General features: G+C 70.7%; 17 protein-coding genes. 9 read left to right on the forward strand and 8 right to left on the reverse strand.

Translation table 11 applies throughout. The features are described 5' to 3' along the window. The coding region (locus tag ACWC09_RS39230) for a glutamate synthase-related protein (protein WP_450855833.1) at window positions 1-1,677 on the forward strand (1,677 nt) is incomplete at its 5' end. Continuing rightward, complete coding sequence (locus tag ACWC09_RS39235; RefSeq protein ID WP_450855834.1) at window positions 1,670-3,133, forward strand: glutamate synthase subunit beta; 1,464 nt, start codon at window positions 1,670-1,672, stop codon at window positions 3,131-3,133. The genes ACWC09_RS39230 and ACWC09_RS39235, both read left to right, overlap by 8 nt. Window positions 3,134-3,394: 261 nt before the next feature. Here ACWC09_RS39235 and ACWC09_RS39240 read toward each other — a convergent pair whose 3' ends face one another. After that, window positions 3,395-4,306, reverse strand: coding sequence for a rhomboid family intramembrane serine protease (locus tag ACWC09_RS39240; protein WP_450855835.1), 912 nt, complete (start codon window positions 4,304-4,306; stop codon window positions 3,395-3,397). 128 nt (window positions 4,307-4,434) lie between these two features. Between ACWC09_RS39240 and ACWC09_RS39245 the strand changes: the two genes are divergently transcribed. Together ACWC09_RS39245 and qcrB are read left to right on the forward strand one after the other, a co-directional pair. Next, on the forward strand, window positions 4,435-5,157 hold the full coding sequence (locus tag ACWC09_RS39245; RefSeq protein WP_450855836.1) for a vWA domain-containing protein: 723 nt from the start codon (window positions 4,435-4,437) through the stop codon (window positions 5,155-5,157). 84 nt (window positions 5,158-5,241) lie between these two features. Continuing rightward, the gene (gene qcrB, locus ACWC09_RS39250) at window positions 5,242-6,936 is read left to right on the forward strand and encodes a cytochrome bc1 complex cytochrome b subunit (RefSeq protein WP_450855837.1); all 1,695 of its coding nucleotides are present in this window, start codon (window positions 5,242-5,244) and stop codon (window positions 6,934-6,936) included. Here the strand turns inward: qcrB and ACWC09_RS39255 are convergent. Together ACWC09_RS39255 and ACWC09_RS39260 are read right to left on the reverse strand one after the other, a co-directional pair. Then, window positions 6,911-7,984: an acyl-CoA dehydrogenase family protein gene (locus ACWC09_RS39255; protein ID WP_450855838.1), complete on the reverse strand. Its 1,074-nt coding sequence runs from the start codon at window positions 7,982-7,984 to the stop codon at window positions 6,911-6,913. The two genes, qcrB and ACWC09_RS39255, sit on opposite strands and share 26 nt — an antisense overlap. After that, window positions 7,984-9,123: an acyl-CoA dehydrogenase family protein gene (locus ACWC09_RS39260; protein ID WP_450855839.1), complete on the reverse strand. Its 1,140-nt coding sequence runs from the start codon at window positions 9,121-9,123 to the stop codon at window positions 7,984-7,986. The genes ACWC09_RS39255 and ACWC09_RS39260 overlap by 1 nt, the downstream gene beginning before the upstream one ends. Before the next feature lie 50 nt (window positions 9,124-9,173). On the opposite strand from ACWC09_RS39260, the gene ACWC09_RS39265 reads away from it, so the two are divergent. Genes ACWC09_RS39265 through ACWC09_RS39275 form a run of 3 tightly spaced genes read left to right on the forward strand, consistent with a single transcriptional unit; the run spans window position 9,174 to window position 11,787 of the window. Beyond that, a complete protein-coding gene (locus ACWC09_RS39265; protein WP_450855840.1) occupies window positions 9,174-9,965 on the forward strand; it encodes an SDR family oxidoreductase in 792 nt (263 codons plus the stop codon). 26 nt (window positions 9,966-9,991) lie between these two features. Beyond that, window positions 9,992-10,603: a TetR/AcrR family transcriptional regulator gene (locus ACWC09_RS39270; protein ID WP_450855841.1), complete on the forward strand. Its 612-nt coding sequence runs from the start codon at window positions 9,992-9,994 to the stop codon at window positions 10,601-10,603. 26 nt (window positions 10,604-10,629) lie between these two features. Continuing rightward, window positions 10,630-11,787, forward strand: coding sequence for an acetyl-CoA C-acetyltransferase (locus tag ACWC09_RS39275; protein ID WP_450855842.1), 1,158 nt, complete (start codon window positions 10,630-10,632; stop codon window positions 11,785-11,787). On the opposite strand, the gene ACWC09_RS39280 is transcribed toward ACWC09_RS39275, so the two are convergent. The 4 genes from ACWC09_RS39280 to ACWC09_RS39295 are packed head-to-tail and all read right to left on the reverse strand — an operon-like array spanning window position 11,771 to window position 15,145. Next, complete coding sequence (locus ACWC09_RS39280) at window positions 11,771-12,829, reverse strand: NAD(P)H-dependent flavin oxidoreductase (RefSeq protein ID WP_450855843.1); 1,059 nt, start codon at window positions 12,827-12,829, stop codon at window positions 11,771-11,773. The genes ACWC09_RS39275 and ACWC09_RS39280 overlap by 17 nt on opposite strands. Next, window positions 12,829-13,560 (reverse strand): CoA-transferase subunit beta, encoded by a 732-nt coding sequence (locus ACWC09_RS39285; protein WP_450855844.1) that lies wholly within the window; start codon window positions 13,558-13,560, stop codon window positions 12,829-12,831. Before ACWC09_RS39285 ends, ACWC09_RS39280 begins: the two co-directional genes overlap by 1 nt. Next, window positions 13,557-14,393, reverse strand: coding sequence for a CoA transferase subunit A (locus tag ACWC09_RS39290; protein WP_450855845.1), 837 nt, complete (start codon window positions 14,391-14,393; stop codon window positions 13,557-13,559). Before ACWC09_RS39290 ends, ACWC09_RS39285 begins: the two co-directional genes overlap by 4 nt. Continuing rightward, on the reverse strand, window positions 14,390-15,145 hold the full coding sequence (locus tag ACWC09_RS39295; protein WP_450855846.1) for an enoyl-CoA hydratase family protein: 756 nt from the start codon (window positions 15,143-15,145) through the stop codon (window positions 14,390-14,392). Before ACWC09_RS39295 ends, ACWC09_RS39290 begins: the two co-directional genes overlap by 4 nt. A gap of 54 nt (window positions 15,146-15,199) precedes the next feature. Between ACWC09_RS39295 and ACWC09_RS39300 the strand changes: the two genes are divergently transcribed. Together ACWC09_RS39300 and ACWC09_RS39305 are read left to right on the forward strand one after the other, a co-directional pair. Next, window positions 15,200-15,940: an SDR family oxidoreductase gene (locus ACWC09_RS39300; protein ID WP_450855847.1), complete on the forward strand. Its 741-nt coding sequence runs from the start codon at window positions 15,200-15,202 to the stop codon at window positions 15,938-15,940. Window position 15,941: 1 nt separating this feature from the next. Continuing rightward, window positions 15,942-16,847, forward strand: coding sequence for an SDR family oxidoreductase (locus ACWC09_RS39305; protein ID WP_450855848.1), 906 nt, complete (start codon window positions 15,942-15,944; stop codon window positions 16,845-16,847). 49 nt (window positions 16,848-16,896) lie between these two features. Here ACWC09_RS39305 and ACWC09_RS39310 read toward each other — a convergent pair whose 3' ends face one another. Beyond that, entirely contained in the window at window positions 16,897-17,790 is an 894-nt protein-coding gene (locus ACWC09_RS39310) for a hypothetical protein (protein ID WP_450855849.1), read from the reverse strand. Window positions 17,791-17,815: the final 25 nt, after the last annotated feature.

Below are 17,815 nucleotides of genomic sequence, written 5' to 3' on the forward strand. Positions count from 1 at the left end.
CTTCGTGCTCGCCTTCGCCCTCGGCCTGCTCGGCGCGCTCGCCCGTGGATCCCGTCTCCTCGTGCTGCGCGCACCCGCCGCCGTCTACGTCGAGGCCACGACATCTACTCCATCGAGGACCTGGCCCAGCTGATCCACGACCTCAAGAACGCGAACCCGCAGGCGCGGATTCACGTCAAGCTGGTCTCCGAGGTCGGTGTCGGCACGGTCGCCGCGGGTGTCTCCAAGGCCCACGCGGACGTCGTGCTGATCTCGGGGCACGACGGTGGCACGGGCGCCTCCCCGCTGACGTCCCTCAAGCACGCCGGTGGTCCCTGGGAGCTGGGCCTCGCCGAGACCCAGCAGACCCTGCTGCTCAACGGCCTGCGCGACCGCATCGTCGTGCAGACGGACGGCCAGCTGAAGACCGGCCGTGACGTCGTCATCGCCGCGCTGCTCGGCGCCGAGGAGTTCGGTTTCGCGACCGCGCCGCTCGTCGTCTCCGGCTGCGTCATGATGCGCGTCTGCCACCTGGACACCTGCCCGGTCGGCATCGCCACCCAGAACCCGGTCCTGCGCGACCGCTTCTCCGGCAAGGCCGAGTACGTCGTCAACTTCTTCCGGTACATCGCCGAAGAGGTCCGCGAGATCCTCGCCGAGCTGGGCTTCCGCTCCATAGAGGAGGCCGTCGGCCAGGCCGGGACGCTCGACGTGACCCGTGCGGTGAACCACTGGAAGGCGCAGGGCCTGGACCTGTCCCCCCTGTTCTACGTGCCGGAGCTGCCCGAGGGCACCCCGCTCCACCAGGTCATCGAGCAGGACCACGGCCTGGCGAAGGCGCTCGACAACGAGCTGATCAAGCTCGCCGCGGACGCCCTCGCCGCCGACTCGGCGACCGATGCCCAGCCGGTCCGTGCCCAGGTCGCGATCCGTAACATCAACCGCACGGTCGGCACCATGCTCGGCCATGAGGTGACGAAGAAGTTCGGTGGCGCGGGCCTGCCCGACGACACCATCGACATCACCTTCACGGGCTCGGCCGGTCAGTCCTTCGGTGCCTTCCTCCCGCGTGGTGTCACGCTGCGCCTGGAGGGCGACGCCAACGACTACGTCGGCAAGGGCCTCTCCGGTGGCCGTGTCGTGGTCCGTCCGGACCGGGGCGCCGACCACCTCGCCGAGTTCTCGACGATCGCGGGCAACACCATCGCCTACGGCGCCACCGGCGGCGAGCTGTACCTGCGCGGTCGTACGGGCGAGCGGTTCTGTGTCCGCAACTCCGGTGCGCTGGTGGTCTCGGAGGGCGTGGGCGACCACGGCTGCGAGTACATGACCGGCGGTCGCGCGGTGGTCCTCGGCGAGACGGGCCGTAACTTCGCGGCCGGCATGTCCGGTGGCATCGCGTATGTGATCGATCTGAACATCGACAACGTCAACGTCGGCAACGTCAGCGCCGTGGAGGCCCTGGACGACACCGACAAGCAGTGGCTGCACGACGTGGTGCGCCGCCACCAGGAGGAGACCGGCTCGACGGTCGCCGAGAAGATCCTGGCCGAGTGGGACACCGCCGTCGACCGCTTCAGCAAGATCATCCCCAGCACGTACAAGGCAGTGCTCGCCGCCAAGGACGCCGCCGAGCAGGCGGGACTCTCCGAGTCCGAGATCACCGAGAAGATGATGGAGGCGGCGATCAATGGCTGACCCGAAGGGCTTTCTGAACCACGGCCGTGAGGTCGCCAAGTCCCGTCCCGTCGACGTGCGTCTGAAGGACTGGAACGAGGTCTACGTCCCCGGCTCCCTGCTGCCGATCATCAGCAAGCAGGCCAGCCGCTGCATGGACTGCGGCATCCCGTTCTGTCACAACGGCTGTCCGCTCGGGAACCTGATCCCCGAGTGGAACGACTACGCCTACCGCGAGGACTGGAGCGCCGCCTCCGAGCGCCTGCACGCGACCAACAACTTCCCGGAGTTCACCGGTCGCCTCTGCCCCGCTCCCTGCGAGTCGGCGTGTGTGCTCGGCATCAACCAGCCGGCCGTGACCATCAAGAACGTCGAGGTCTCGATCATCGACAAGGCCTGGGAGACGGGCGATGTCGCCCCGCAGGCTCCCGAGCGCCTGTCCGGCAAGACGGTCGCGGTCATCGGCTCGGGTCCCGCGGGCCTGGCCGCCGCCCAGCAGCTCACGCGGGCGGGCCACACCGTGGCGGTGTACGAGCGCGCGGACCGCATCGGCGGCCTGCTCCGCTACGGCATCCCCGAGTTCAAGATGGAGAAGCGGCACATCAACCGCCGTATCGAGCAGATGCGCGCGGAGGGCACCCGCTTCCGTACCGGTATCGAGATCGGCCGCGACCTCAAGGCGACCGACCTGAAGAAGCGGTACGACGCGATCGTGATCGCCGCCGGTGCGACGACCGCGCGTGACCTGCCGGTGCCGGGACGCGAGCTCAAGGGCATCTACCAGGCCATGGAGTACCTGCCCCTGTCGAACAAGGTCCAGGAGGGCGACTACGTCACCTCCCCGATCTCGGCCGAGGGCAAGCACGTGGTCGTCATCGGCGGTGGCGACACCGGCGCCGACTGCGTGGGCACCGCCCACCGCCAGGGCGCGGCCTCCGTCACGCAGCTGGAGATCATGCCCCGTCCGGGCGAGGAGCGGAACGCGGTCTCCCAGCCGTGGCCGACCTTCCCGATGCTGTACAAGGTGACGTCCGCGCACGAGGAGGGCGGCGAGCGGGTCTACTCCGTGTCGACCACCCACTTCGAGGGCGACGAGGACGGCAACGTCCAGTGGCTGCACCTGGTCGAGGTCGAGTTCGTCGACGGCAAGCTGACCCAGAAGCCGGGCACGGAGCGCAAGATCCCCGCCCAGCTGGTGACGCTGGCGATGGGCTTCACGGGCACCGACCGCGAGAACGGCCTCGTGGACCAGTTCGGCCTGGAGCTCGACGAGCGCGGCAACGTCGCCCGCGACGCCGACTTCCAGACCAACGTCCCCGGTGTCTTCGTCGCCGGTGACGCGGGCCGCGGCCAGTCGCTCATCGTCTGGGCGATCGCCGAGGGCCGCTCGGCCGCCCGCGGCACCGACCGCTTCCTGACCGGCGCCAGCGACCTGCCGGCCCCGATCCGGCCGACGGACCGCTCGCTGATGGTCTGATCACAGCCGCACAGACGTCCCGTACAAAGGCGTACGGAACACAGGACGGCGCCTGCCCCACAGTCCCCGACCGGACGATGGGCAGGCGCCGCCGCATTTCCGCGTCGTGCCCATGCGCTCGGCCTCAGGGTGATGATCAAGCCGCACGTCGACCTGCCGGGCGAGGTCGACTCCGAACAGTTCGCGGTGGGCACCGAACTCGCCGCCTACGCACGCCACCAGGACCGCCGCATCCTCTTCACCGAGGCCAGGCGGTGGTGGTCACACGGTCAGTTCCGCCACCTTCGCCATCGCCAGGATCACCAGCAGCGCCAAGAGGGCCACGCACGCGCCCGCCTGGACGAGGGTGCGGCGCTTGTCGCGGGGTGCGTACGCGTAGGCGAGGGTGATCACACCGCCCGCCAGCAGCCCGCCGAGGTGGCCCTGCCAGGAGGTGGCCCACGCGGAGATCACCAGCCACAGCATCAGGCCCGCCATGAACTGGTTGACGACCCTCATGTCCGCGCCGAGTCGGCGGGCCATGACGTAGTACGCCGCACCGAGCCCGAAGATCGCGCCGGACGCGCCCACGGTCGGGACGTCGGGCGCGATCAGCAGGACCAGGACCGAGCCGCCCAGCGCCGACAGGAAGTACAGGGCGATGTAGCGGATCCTGCCGAGCTGGGACTCGACCACACGGCCGATGTTCCACAGCGACACCATGTTCATCACGATGTGCGCGAGCCCGAACGTCCCCTCGGTGGGCGGCAGGTGCAGGAACGCTCCGGTGAGGAGGCGGTACCACTCACCGGCGACGACACCGTCGAGGTGGTAGACCGAGGGGTAGTCGGCCACCCACCCGAACTGGCCGCCGTCCGGCCCGATCAGCCCCCGGCCCAGCATCTGGAACCTGTCCACGATCGACGGACGCACCAACTCGCCCAGATACGCGAGCACGTTGAGCGCGATCAGTACGTACGTCACGACAGGCGCCGACGTGATCCGGCCGCCGAACGCCGTGCGCGCCTGCCGTACCGAGCGCGCCCCCTCCTTCACACACTCCGGGCACTGGTGGCCCACGGCCGCCTCGCGCATGCAGTCGGGGCAGATATAGCGGTCGCAGCGGGTGCAGCGGACGTGGGACTCCACCTTGGGGTGGCGATAGCAGGTGGTGACGGTGGACTCGGATTCCACGGCCGGCTCCTCGGAAGCGGATGGGGAGGGAGAGGGGAAGGGGTGGGGCAGATGGGACGGGTGGTGAGCCGGTGGGGCGGCGGCGAACAAAATAACGAACGCCGGTGACTGGTGGGAAAGTAGGGGCCATGGTTGCGATCAGTCTGAAGAAAGTCGAGGAGACCGCGCCCGCGCTGGTCAGCCTCTACAAGAGCGCCGGGGTCTCGCTGCGCAAGCACGGACTGGAGGGTCTACGGGCCGCGGTCTACCTGGTGGTCGACTACTCGGGCTCCATGAAGCCGTACTACCAGGACGGCTCGGTCCAGGCGCTCGCCGACCGTGTGCTCGGCCTGTCCGCGCACCTCGACGACGACGGACGTGTGCCGGTGGTCTTCTTCTCCACGGACGTCGACGCCGAGACCGACATCGCGCTGGCCGAGCACGAGGGCCGGATCGAGAAGATCGTGGCCGGCCTCGGACACATGGGCAAGACCAGCTACCACCTGGCGATGGACGCGGTCATCGACCACTACATGGACAGTGGGTCGAGTGAGCCCGCCCTCGTCGTCTTCCAGACCGACGGCGGCCCGATCAACAAACTCGCCGCGGAACGGTATCTGTGCAAGGCGGCGAAGCTGCCGCTGTTCTGGCAGTTCGTGGGCTTCGGGGACCCGGGCAGCAAGCAGTTCGACTTCCTGCGGAAACTGGACGAGCTGGCGGTGCCGGCCAGGCGGATCGTGGACAACGCAGGGTTCTTCCACGCCGGTGCCGATCCGGGCAGGGTCTCCGACGCGGAGCTGTACGACCGGCTGGTCGGGGAGTTCCCGCAGTGGCTGGTCGCCGCCCGGGCGCAGGGCATCGTACGGGCCTGAGTCACCCGTGCGGCTGTCCGCACCGTTGGCTTGGCCGGGCCTCCGTGCAACCCTGAGGATGATCCGACGGGGAGGCGACGACGTATGGACGGCGCACGAACGGAGAACGAGGCGGCCGGCACGACCGCGGCCGAAGGCGCCGCGGCGGGTGCCGCGCGTACGGGTTCCGGGCGCAGGGATGCGGCGAGCTCGGGCGAGAGGCTGGCCGACTGGGCCGACGGGCGGCTCGGCCTCTATGCGCTGGCCAAGGCCAATATGCGCAAGGTCTTCCCCGACAACTGGTCCTTCATGCTCGGCGAGATCTGCCTCTACAGCTTCCTCATCCTGATCCTCACCGGCGTCTATCTCACCCTGTTCTTCGAGCCGAGTGGCGCCGAGGTGATCTACCACGGCTCGTACGTGCCGCTCAACGGCATCCCGATGACCAAGGCGTACGAGTCGACGCTCCACATCAGCTTCGACGTACGCGGCGGCCTGCTGATCCGGCAGATCCACCACTGGGCGGCCGTGGTCTTCATCGCCGGCATGCTCATCCACATGATGCGGGTGTTCTTCACCGGCGCCTTCCGCAAGCCCCGCGAGCTCAACTGGCTGTTCGGCTGGACCCTGCTGATGCTCGGCATCATCACCGGTCTGACCGGCTACTCGCTCCCCGACGACCTGCTCTCCGGCACCGGTATCCGCTTCGCCGACGGTGCGATCCTCTCGGTCCCGATCGTCGGCACGTACCTGTCGATGTTCCTGTTCGGCGGGGAGTTCCCGGGCCACGACATCATCTCGCGGCTGTTCCCGGTCCATGTCCTGCTGCTGCCGGGGCTGATGCTGGGACTGGTGGTCGCCCATCTGATCCTGGTCTTCTACCACAAGCACACCCAGTATCCGGGGCCCGGACGCGACCAGAAGTCGGTCGTCGGCATGCCCTTCCTGCCGGTCTACATGGCCAAGGCCGGCGGCTTCTTCTTCCTCGTCTTCGGCGTGCTGGCGATCATGGGCGGCATCGCGAGCATCAACCCGGTGTGGGCCTTCGGCCCGTACCGCCCGGACCTGGTGACGACAGGTGCCCAACCCGACTGGTACCTGGGCTTCTCCGAGGGCCTGATCCGGGTGATGCCGGGATGGGAGCTCAACTTCTGGGGCCACACCCTGGAGCTGGGCGTCTTCATCCCCTTCTCGCTCTTCCCGCTCATCCTGCTCGCCCTCGGCCTCTACCCCTTCGTCGAGGCGTGGATCACCGGCGACAAACGCGAGCACCACATCCTGGACCGGCCGCGCAACGCTCCCGTCCGCACCGGACTGGGCGCCGCTTGGCTGGCCCTCTACGCGGTGCTGCTGATCGGCGGTGGCAACGACATCGTGGCCACGCATCTGCACCTCTCCATCAACACGATCACCTGGTTCGTACGGGTCTCCTTCTTCGTGGCGCCGGTCGTCGCCTTCATCGTCACCAAACGGGTCTGTATGGGCCTGCAGCGCCGGGACCGGGACAAGGTGCTGCACGGCAGGGAGACCGGCACGATCCGGCGGCTGCCGCACGGGGAGTTCGTCGAGGTGCACGAGCCCCTGGAGCAGGACCAGCTGTTCACCCTCACCCAGCACGAACAGGAGCAGCCGTACGAGATCGGGCCGCGCGTCGACGCCAATGGGGTGCGGCGGCCGGTCACCGTCTCCCAGCGGGTGCGCGCCCAGCTGGCCCGGGTGATGTTCGGGCCCGACGCGCGGATCCCGAAGCCGACGGCGGAGGAGTACCGGGAGCTCACCAGCGGCGACCACCACCACTGACGACCAGTGCCCGGCACTCCCGCGGGCTGCCCCAGGCGGTTCGCAGGGCCCGGGCCTTGGTCAGCCACAGGGACAGGTCGTACTCCGCGGTGTACCCGATCGCGCCGTGCAGCTGCAGCGCGGTGCGAGCGGTGGCGTACGCCGCCTCGCACGCCGTGACCTTGGCGGCGGCGACATCGGCGGGGGCCATGGTGAGCGCGGCGCCGAACAGCAGCGGGCGCGCGAACTCCAACGCGATCTTCGCATCGGCCAGTTGATGCTTGACGGCCTGGAACGAGCCGACGGGAACGCCGAACTGGGTGCGCTGCCTGACGTAGGCGACGGTCCTGGTGAGCAGCGCCTCACCGACGCCGAGGGCTTGGGCGGCGGCGGCCAGGCGGGCGTGGACGAGGGCCTGGGCGGCCGCCGAGGAGACCTGGGCGCCGGTGGCGAGGAGTTCGCCGCCGTGGGGGGCGGGGAAGAGGCGGCGGCCCGGGTCGAGGGAGGAGCGGGGGGTGTTGGGTGCGGGGCTGGAGGTCGGGCGGGCGGTTCCCGGCGCGGGAGCGAGGGTGGTGTCGGGTGTGTCCGGTGGGGGAGCGAGGGTGGTGTCGGGCGGGGGAGCGAGGCGCAGTTCGGCGGGTGTCCGCGACAGCGTCAGTCGTACGTCCGCCACGTCCGCGTCCAGTGCGTACGTACCCGTCGCCAGCGTCGCCGTCGACTCGCCGGAGGCCAGCGCGGGCAACAGGCGCTTGGCAGGGCCGGGGTCGTCCAGCGAGGCGAGCAGCGCGGCGGCCGCGACCGTCTCCACCAGCGGCCCCGGCACCGCATGCCGCCCCAACTCCACGAAGGCGACGGCGAGTTCGACGGGCCGGGCACCCAGTCCGCCGTACTCCTCCGGGACCGCCAGCGAGAACACCCCCGCGTCGCCGATACGGGACCACAGCGCCCGCCCGCTCGTGTGCTCACCCCGGCTCCAGTCCCGCACCACCGACGGCGTGTCCGCCGCCGTCAACATCGAGTCCAGGGACCCCGCGAACGCCCGCTGTTCGGCATCGAGCAGGAAACGCATCAGCGGCGTCCCTTCGGCAGGCCGAGGAGGCGCTCGGCGATGATGTCCCGCTGGATCTCGTTCGTGCCCGCGTAGATCGGGCCGGCGAGGGAGAAGACGTAGCCCTCGGACCAGGCGGTGTCGGCCAACTCGCCCTCCTCGCCCAGCAGATCGAGGGCCGTCTCGTGCAGCGCGATGTCGTACTCGGACCAGAACACCTTGTTCAGGCTGGACTCCGGGCCGATGGACTCGCCCTCCAGGAAGCGGGATGCGGCCGCGGAAGTGAACAGCTGGTAGGCGCGGGCACCTATCAGCGCGTCGGCCACCCGGTCGTGTGCGTGCTGCGGACTTCCCTGGTCCGCCCAGAGCCTGCGCAGCCTGTCCGCCGAGGCGAGGAAGCGGCCGGGAGAGCGCAGCATCAGCCCCCGCTCGTTGCCCGCCGTCGACATCGCGATCCGCCAGCCCTCGCCGGGCGCCCCGATCACGTCCTCGTCCGGCACGAACACCTCGTCCAGGAACAGCTCGGCGAACGCCGGCTTGCCGTCCAGCCGGCCGATCGGGCGGACCGTGACGCCGGGTGCGTGCAGGTCGAACATCAGGTACGTCAGGCCCTGGTGGGGTTTCGGGGTGTCAGGGTCGCTGCGGAAGAGGCCGAAGGCGCGGTCGGCGAAGGCGGCCCGTGACGACCATGTCTTCTGCCCGCTGAGGCGCCAACCGCCCTCCGCGCGCACGGCTCTGGAGCGCAGGGACGCCAGGTCGGACCCCGCCTCCGGCTCCGACCAGGCCTGCGCCCAGACGACCTCACCGGTCGCCATCGACGGCAGCACCCGCGCCCGCTGCTCCTCCGTGCCGTGGTCGAAGAGGGTCGGCGCGAGCAGGCTGATCCCGTTCTGACCGACCCGGCCGGGCGCGCCCGCCGCCCAGTACTCCTCCTCGAAGGCCAGCCATCGCAGCAGTCCGGAGTCCCGGCCGCCGTACTCCACCGGCCAGTGGACGACCGACCAGCGGTCCGCGGCCAGCTCGGCCTCCCAGGCGCGGTGGGCCGCGAAGCCCTCCTCGGTCTCCAGGGACGGCAGGGGCTCGCGCGGCACACGGTCCGCGAGCCAGGCCCGGGCCTCGGCACGGAAGGCCTCGTCGGCGCGCGATGCGGTCAGGTCCACGGTCGTCGCCCTCCTTCCCTAACAAGTGTTTGGTAGATTAGCGTGGTGCTATGACAACGGTCGAGACTCCGGCCCCGGTTCCCGGTCACGGGCTGCTGAAAGGCCGTACCGCAGTGATCACCGCGGCGGCCGGCGCCGGCATCGGCGGCGCTACCGCGCGGCGCTTCCTGGAGGAGGGTGCCCGCGTGCTGATCAGCGACGCGCACGGGCGGCGGCTGAAGGAGTACGAGGCCGAGCTGGCCGGGGAGTTCGGCGCGGAGTCGGTCGGCGCGGTGGTGTGCGACGTGACCGACGAGGCGCAGGTGCGGGCGCTGTTCGACGCGGCCGTACGGGAGCACGGGCGGATGGACGTCGTCGTCAACAACGCCGGTCTGGGCGGTACCTCGGACCTCGTCGACATGACCGACGAGCAGTGGTCGAGGGTGCTGGACGTGACCTTGAACGGCACTTTCCGCTGCACCCGTGCGGCGTTGCGGCTCCTGCGCGAGCAGGGCCGCGGCGGTGTGATCGTCAACAACGCCTCCGTCGTAGGCTGGCGTGCCCAGGCCGGGCAGGCGCACTACGCCGCCGCCAAGGCCGGGGTGATGGCGCTGACCCGGTGCGCGGCGCTGGAGGCCGCCGAGTACGGGGTGCGGGTGAACGCCGTCTCGCCGAGCCTCGCCATGCACCCGCACCTGGTGAAGGTGACGACACCCGAACTGCTGGAGGAACTGACCGCGCGCGAGGCCTTCGGGCGGTACGCGGAGCCCTGGGAGGTGGCCAACGTGATCGTGTTCCTGGCGTCCGGCTACTCCTCGTACATGACCGGAGAGGTCGTCTCCGTCAGCAGCCAGCACCCCTGAGGACCGGAGCAGACGAGAATGGACCCGTGCCGACCAAGAAGAAGCCCCAGGTGACCGCCGCGCACGCCCGGCGCGCCGAACTCCTCGAGACCGCCGCCGAGGTCTTCGCCGAGCAGGGCTACAACGCCACCACCGTACGCAAGATCGCCGACCATGCGGGCATGCTCGCGGGCAGCCTCTATTACCACTTCGACTCCAAGGAATCGATGCTGGAGGAGATCCTGCGCACCTTCCTCGACGAGCTCTGGGGCGGCTACGACGCCGTCCTGGAGGCCGAGCTGGGGCCGCGGGAGACGCTGGAGGCCCTGGTCACGGAGTCGTTCCGGGAGATCGACCGGCACCGCGCCGCCGTCGCGATCTACCAGAAGGAGAGCAGGCAGCTGGTGGCGCAGGAGCGGTTCGCGTTCCTCGCCGAGTCGCAGCGCAGGTTCGAGAAGGCGTGGCTGTCCACGCTGGAGCGCGGGGTCGCCGCCCGGGTGTTCCGCGCCGACCTCGACGTCCGCCTCACCTACCGGTTCGTGCGCGACACCGTGTGGGTGGCCGCCTCCTGGTACCGGCCCGGCGGACAGCACAGCCCTGAGGAGATCGCCCGGCAGTACCTGTCGATGGTGCTGGACGGGATCGCCGTGCGCACATAACTCATTGTTCCCACAGGGGAGTTGTCATGGCCGAGGCCTACATAGTCGAAGCGGTCCGCACGCCCGTCGGGCGGCGCCGGGGCGGGCTGAGCGGGGTCCACCCGGCCGACCTCGGCGCGCATGTGCTGAAGGAGCTGGTCGCGCGCTCGGGCGTGGACCCGGCCGCGGTCGAGGACGTCGTCTTCGGCTGCCTGGACACGGTGGGACCGCAGGCCGGGGACATCGCGCGGACCTGCTGGCTGGCGGCCGGGCTGCCCGAGGAGGTGCCGGGCGTGACGGTCGACCGGCAGTGCGGTTCCTCGCAGCAGGCCGTGCACTTCGCGGCGCAGGGCGTCCTGTCCGGCACACAGGACCTGGTGGTCGCGGGCGGCGTCCAGAACATGTCGCAGATCCCGATCGCCTTCGCGACCCGGCAGGCCGCCGAGCCGCTGGGCTTCACCCAGGGGCCGTTCGCGGGGAGCGAGGGCTGGCGGGCGCGGTACGGGGACCGGCCCGTCAACCAGTTCGTGGGCGCCGAGATGATCGCGGCGAAGTGGGGGATCAGCCGGGAGGACCAGGAGGAGTTCGCGCTGCGGTCCCATCGGCGGGCCCTGCGGGCGATCGACGAGGGCCGGTTCGAGCGGGAGATCGTGGCGTACGGGGAGGTCGCCGTCGACGAGGGGCCGCGTCGGGACACCTCGCTGGAGAAGATGGCGGGGCTGAAGCCGGTCCTCGACGGCGGCACCATCACCGCCGCCTGCTCCTCGCAGGTCTCCGACGGGGCGGCGGCGATGCTGCTGGCCTCGGAGCGGGCGGTGCGCGAGCACGGGCTCACGCCACGCGCGCGCGTGCACCACCTCTCCGTACGTGGCGAGGACCCCATCCGTATGCTCTCCGCCCCCATCCCGGCCACCGCCCACGCCCTCAAGAAGACCGGCCTGACCATCGACGACATCGACCTCGTCGAGATCAACGAAGCCTTCGCACCGGTCGTCCTGGCCTGGCTGAAGGAGACCGGCGCCGACCCGGAGAAGGTCAATGCCAACGGCGGCGCGATCGCCCTCGGGCATCCGCTGGGCGCGACGGGCGTCAAGCTGATGACGACCCTGCTCCACGAACTGGAGCGCACCGGCGGCCGGTTCGGACTCCAGACGATGTGTGAGGGTGGGGGACAGGCCAATGTGACGATCATCGAACGGCTCTGAGCGACTCCAGGGACTTCAGGGTCTCCTCCGCCTCCTTCATGATCCGCTCCACCAGCTCCGCACACGACGGCAGGTCGTCGATCACCCCGGCGACCTGCCCGGACGCCATCACCCCGAGGTCCGTACGGCCGTCCACCATGGCCGACTTGAGCAGCATCGGCGTGTTGGCGGCGAGCAGGACCTGACTCCAGGACAGCTCCTTCCCGTGCTTGAGGGCGAGTCCGTCACGCACCATCTGCGGCCAGGTCAGTCCGGACAGCTTGCGGAAGCCGGCCGCCCGGCGGACCGCCTGGAACAGGGTCTTCGCGCGGCCGGAGTGCTGCAGGGCGGACACCAGTTCCGTACGCAGCATGCGGTGCGGCAGGCCGTCCACGGCCGTGGTGACGGTGACGTCCTTGACCGTCGCCGTCAGGTACCGCGCCTTCACCGCGTCCGGCACCGTCGAGTCGGAGGTGAGCAGGAACCGCGTGCCCATCGCGACCCCCGCCGCCCCGTAGGCCAGCGCCGCCACCAGCCCCCGCCCGTCGAAGAAGCCGCCCGCCGCCACGACCGGTATGCCGACCGCGTCCACCACCTGCGGCAACAGCACCGTCGTCGCCACCTCGCCGGTGTGGCCGCCGCCCTCTCCGCCCTGCACGATCACGGCGTCCGCCCCCCACGCCGCGACCTTCTCCGCATGCCGCCGGGCGCCGATGGAGGGAATGACGACGACGCCCGCCTCCTTGAGCCCGGCGATCAGCTCGGGGGAGGGCGCGAGGGCGAAGGACGCGACCCGGACACCCTCCTCGACCATGATGCGGACCCGGTCGGCGGCGTCCACCGCGTCGGCACGGAGATTGACCCCGAACGGCGCGTCCGTACGGGACCTGACCTCCCGTATCGCCTCACGCAACCGGTCCGTCGTCATCGTCGCGGAGGCCAGGATGCCCAGCGCTCCCGCGTTCGCCGTCGCCGCGACCAGACGCGGGCCCGCCACCCAGCCCATGCCCGTCTGCACGATCGGATGCCGGACCCCGACCAGCCGGGTGAGCGCGGTGTCCATCAGGAGCCGACCTCCCTGGAGCGGGTGTTCCGCGGATCGAGCACCTCGCGGATCAACTTCAGCTCCTCCGAGGTCGGTTCACGCGTGTACGGCACGTCGTCCGGGACCGTCAGCGCGAACCCCGTCGCCTCGCGGACCTGTTCGACGGTCGACCCGGGATGCAGCGAGGCCAGCCGCATCGAGTGGTCCGGCGTCGCGAAGTCGAAGACACCCAGGTCGGAGACGACACGCGGGATGCGGTGGAAGCGGCTCGTGTCCGGATGCGCGGCCGCATGGTCGTACCCCACCCCGCACACCATGTCGACCTTCTCCACGAAGACCCGTCGGGAGTGCTTCGGCACCCAGTAACTGGTCGGGTTGTTGAGGGTGTTGACCGGCGCTCCCCGCACCCCGAGCAACTGCCGCTTCGGCCGCTCCCAGTCGCCGATGCACGAGATGTTCTGGTTGCCGAACCGGTCGATCTGGCTCGCTCCCATCATCACGTGCCGTCGCCCGCCGCTGACCAGGGCCAGATGCTGCCGGTACGGCAGCCAGCCCTCGACGGTGCCGTCCGGGCGGACCAGCAGGGCCTCGCCGTCGGTCAGCAGCAGGTCCGGCGAGAACGTCAGGCGGGCCAGCCGGGCTCCCACGGAGGGGATCAGCCCCATCGGGCTCGCCAGGATCTCGCCCGCGTCGCGCCAGGCCTCGGCGCAGGCGATCACGCAGTACTCGGCGCGGGTGGGCCCCGTCATGAGTCCTCCCTGACCGCGGACTGATAGGCCTGCTCGTCCCCGGCGAGGAACCGCTCCGCGAACTCGGGCCAGGGCGTGGCCGCGTATTTCCCCTGGAACGCCTCGTCCCTCCCGTAGTCCGGCGCACAGGACGTGAAGTGCGCGCCGTTCGGAGCCTCCACGACGCCGGTGACGGTGTGCCGCTTGATCAGCAGCGACTGGGGCGCGGCCTCCTTCGACAGCTCGGCCGTGTCCACGATCCGTTCGCACGACATGTACGCCGCGTCCGCCGCCTCGCAGAATAGGTCGTCGAAGTACGGGTCGGGCCCGAGACACCGCCCGTTGCCCAGCCGGTCGGCGCGCCCCATGTGCACCAGGGCCGCGTCCATCCGCAGGGCGGGCATCGCCACGAACGTCTCCCCGTCCTCGTACGGTGAAGTCACCGTCCGCAGGCCGGGGTTGACCCGCATCACGTCCGAACCGATCCCGGCCCGCACCGGCAGGAACGGCAGCCGGTTCGCCGCCGCGTGCAGCCCCCACATGAACATCGCCTCGTCGATCTCCATCAGCTCGAAGGCGCCGCGCTCGCGGGCCGCGCGGTAGTGCGGTTCCAGCGGGATCGAGTCGAGGGTGACGAAGGCGGTCACCAGCCTGCGGATCCGGCCGGCGGCCGCCAGCATGCCGATGTCCGGGCCGCCGTACGAGACGATCGTGAGGTCGGTGACATCGGACCGCAGCAACGCCCGCACCAGGGCCATCGGTTTACGGCGCGAGCCCCAGCCGCCGATGCCGAGGGTCATGCCGCTCTCCAGACGGGAGACGACCTCCTCGGCGCTCATCGTCTTGTCGCTCACTCCTGTGCACCCTCCCTCTCCCTGCCGAACGTGTCGCGGACCCGGTCGGCCACCCCGACCGTGCTCGCCTCGTACGTGAAGCCCTGCTCGAAGCGGTAGCTGCGGCGCACGTCGACCGGATCGATGCCGTTGATGGCGGCCTTGGCCAGCCGCAGCAGCTGCCCGTCCTTGGCGGCTATCTCGCGTGCCAACTCCAGTGCCGCGGCGTGCAGTTCGGTGCGCGGCACCACGCGCCACACCGAACCGTGCGCATGCAGCTCGGCCGCGGTCGCCGTGCGCGAGGTGTAGTACAGGGCACGCATCAGGTGCTGCGGGACCAGCCGGGCGAGGTGGGTGGCCGCGCCCAGGGCGCCCCGGTCCAGCTCGGGCAGCCCGAAGGTGGCGTCCTCGCTCGCCACGATCACATCGGCGTTCCCGACCAGCCCGATGCCGCCGCCCAGGCAGTGGCCGTGCACCGCCGCCACCACCGGCACCTCGCACTCGTACACCGCCGCGAACGCCTCGAAACAGCCCCGGTTGGCGCCGACAAGCGCGCTCGTCCCCTGCGCCTGTATCTCCTTGATGTCCACGCCCGCGTTGAACCCCCTCCCCTCGGCGGTCAGCACCACGCACCGCGTCCGCGGGTCGCGGCCGGCCGCGCGCACGGCGTCGGCCAGGGCGTACCAGCCGCTCACCGGCAGGGCGTTCACCGGTGGGAAGTCGACCGCGACTACGGAAATCCCCTTTTCCGGGGAGGAGGTGGAGACACTCATGGGCGCATCAGCTACCTTTCCACCAAACATTTGTTAGGTGGAGGGTAGCGGCGAATGGAGTTGAACGGGAAGGTCGTGGTCGTCACCGGCGGCACGCGGGGCGTCGGGGCGGGTATCGCCCAGGCGTTCGCCGAGGCCGGGGCCGATGTCGTCGTCTGTGCTCGTCGGCCGCCCGAAGTTCCGGTCGAGGGCGTCGAGTTCAGCTCCCTCGACCTGCGGGACCCCGACGCCGTGCGTGCCTTCTTCAGTGCCCTGCCCCGGCTCGACGTGCTCGTCAACAACGCGGGCGGCGCCCCCTACCGTCGGCTCGCGGACGCGGATGCCGAGCGGCACGCACGGGTCGTCGAGCTCAACCTCATCGCGCCGCTGACGGCCTCCGTGGCCGCGTACGAACAGCTTCGACTGACCGGCGGCTCGGTCGTCATGATCGGCAGCGTCAGCGGCAGCCGGCCCTCGCCCGGCTCGGCGGCGTACGGGGCGGCGAAGGCGGGGCTGGAGCACCTGGCCCGTTCGATGGCCGTGGAGTGGGCGCCGGAGGTGCGGGTCAACACCCTGGTCGTCGGCATGGTGCGCACCGAACTGGCCCATCTGCACTACGGGGGCGAGGAGGGCGTCGAGGCGGTCTCCCGGACCGTGCCGCTCGGCCGGCTGGCGACCCCCGCCGATGTGGGCGCGGCCGCCGTCTTCCTCGCCTCCGATGCCGCCGCCTACATCACCGGGGCGAGCCTGCTCGTGCACGGGGGCGGGGAGCGGCCGGCCTTTCTGGATGCCGCAACTGCCAACAAGGAGACGTGAGATGAGCGGAATCTGCCACGGCCGGGTCGTCGTCGTCAGCGGGGCGGGACGGGGGCTCGGACGGGCGCACGCGCGCGCGTTCGCGGCGGAGGGGGCGCGGGTCGTCGTGAACGACCTGGGTGTCGGGCCGGCCGGGGAGCCGGGGGCCGACAGCCCGGCACAGGCCGTCGTGGACGAGATCCGCGCGGCGGGCGGCGAGGCGGTCGCCCATGGAGGCGACATCGCGACCACCGAGGGGGCGGCCTCCCTCGTCGCGACCGCCCTGGAGACGTACGGCCGCCTCGACACCCTGGTCAACAACGCCGGGTTTCTGCGCGACCGGATGCTGGTCAACCTCGGCGAGGACGACTGGGACGCGGTCATGCGGGTCCACCTCAAGGGACACTTCCTGCCGCTGAAGCACGCCGCCGCGCACTGGCGGGCGGAGGCCAAGGCGGGGCGGACACCGGTGGCGCGGATCGTCAACACCAGCAGCGGGGCGGGCCTGCTGGGGTCGCTCGGGCAGGGGAACTACAGCGCGGCGAAGGCCGGCATCGTCGGGCTGACGCTGGTCGCCGCGGCCGAACTCGCCCGCTATGGCGTCCAGGTCAACGCGATCGCGCCCGCGGCCCGGACCCGGATGACCGAGCGGACGTTCGCCGAGACGATGGCCGCCCCGGCGGACGGTTTCGACGCGATGGCGCCCGAGAACGTGTCCCCGCTCGTCGTCTGGCTCGGCTCCGCGGCGAGCGCGGGTGTGACGGGCCGGGTGTTCGAGGCGGAGGGCGGCCGGATCACCGTCATGGAGGGCTGGCGACCGGGGCCGAGCGCCGACAGGGGGGCGCGCTGGAGTCCGGCCGAGGCGGGGGAGACGGCGCTGAAGCTGCTGGCTGAGGCCGAAGTGCAGGGGGCGGTGTACGGGGCCTGAGTGCCCAGCCGGTCTGGGGGGAGCCCCCAGCACCACGGCCACCGAATGTCTATGTGTCGCACTCCAGCACCGTCCGGCACAGGCCGCACCGTGCCCGTACCCGCCCCTTCACCGGCACCCTGATCCGCTGATGGCAGGTCGGGCACGGGAACGAGACCCTGAGGGGGCCGTGGCCGTCCGGGGTGAAGGCGTAGGGGACCTCCGGGTGGGACGGGGCGGGGTGGTCCTGGGCGTGGCGGCGGTCACGGGCATAGCGCCGGCGCCCTGCCCACCCTGCTGCCGTGAGCGGGGGCTGTTGTTCGTCGCGGCGGGCCATGGTCATGCCCCGGGTGTAGGCCTCGTAGGCCTGGGGGCTGGTGAACCAGATGGACGGGTCCTCGTCGAAGACCAGGGCGCGTTTCGCCAGGACGTAGCCGAACTCCTCGGGGGTGAGGTAGCCGAGTTTCTGGGAGGAGGCGGAGTCCTCGCGGTAGGCGTCCAGGAGGAGCCAGCCCGCGCCCAGATACGTCGTCGCCGTGTCCGTGAGGATCTCGTTGTCGCGGGTGCCGGGGAAGGACAGGTCCATGCGGTGCAGGTACACGTGCATGATCTCGTGGGCCAGGGCGGCCCCGATGTCCCGGCGGTGGGTGCGGAAGCGGTCGTTGAGTTCGACGAAGTACTCGGGGCCCGCGGCGAGTTCGATGTTCGCCGCGTGTGTCATCTCGCGGAAGCCGACGATCAGGCGGGCGTCGGGGAGGCGGTAGTGGCGGACCAGTTCGCGGGCCACACGTTGGGCTCCGAGGTAGAGATCGTCGGTGTCGCAGAAGGCCACGTCGGCCGGGAGCACGCTGGTGGAGAAGGTCTGGACGGTGTCGTAGGACAGCCGCTTCCAGAGCGCGGTGATGGCGGCCCGCACCGTCTCCAGGTGTGGGTAGCCGTGCTCGACCGGTCCGCCGTTCGCCACGCCCGAACCCCCAAGACGCCGTGAA

This window comes from Streptomyces sp. NPDC001617 (genome assembly GCF_053596855.1).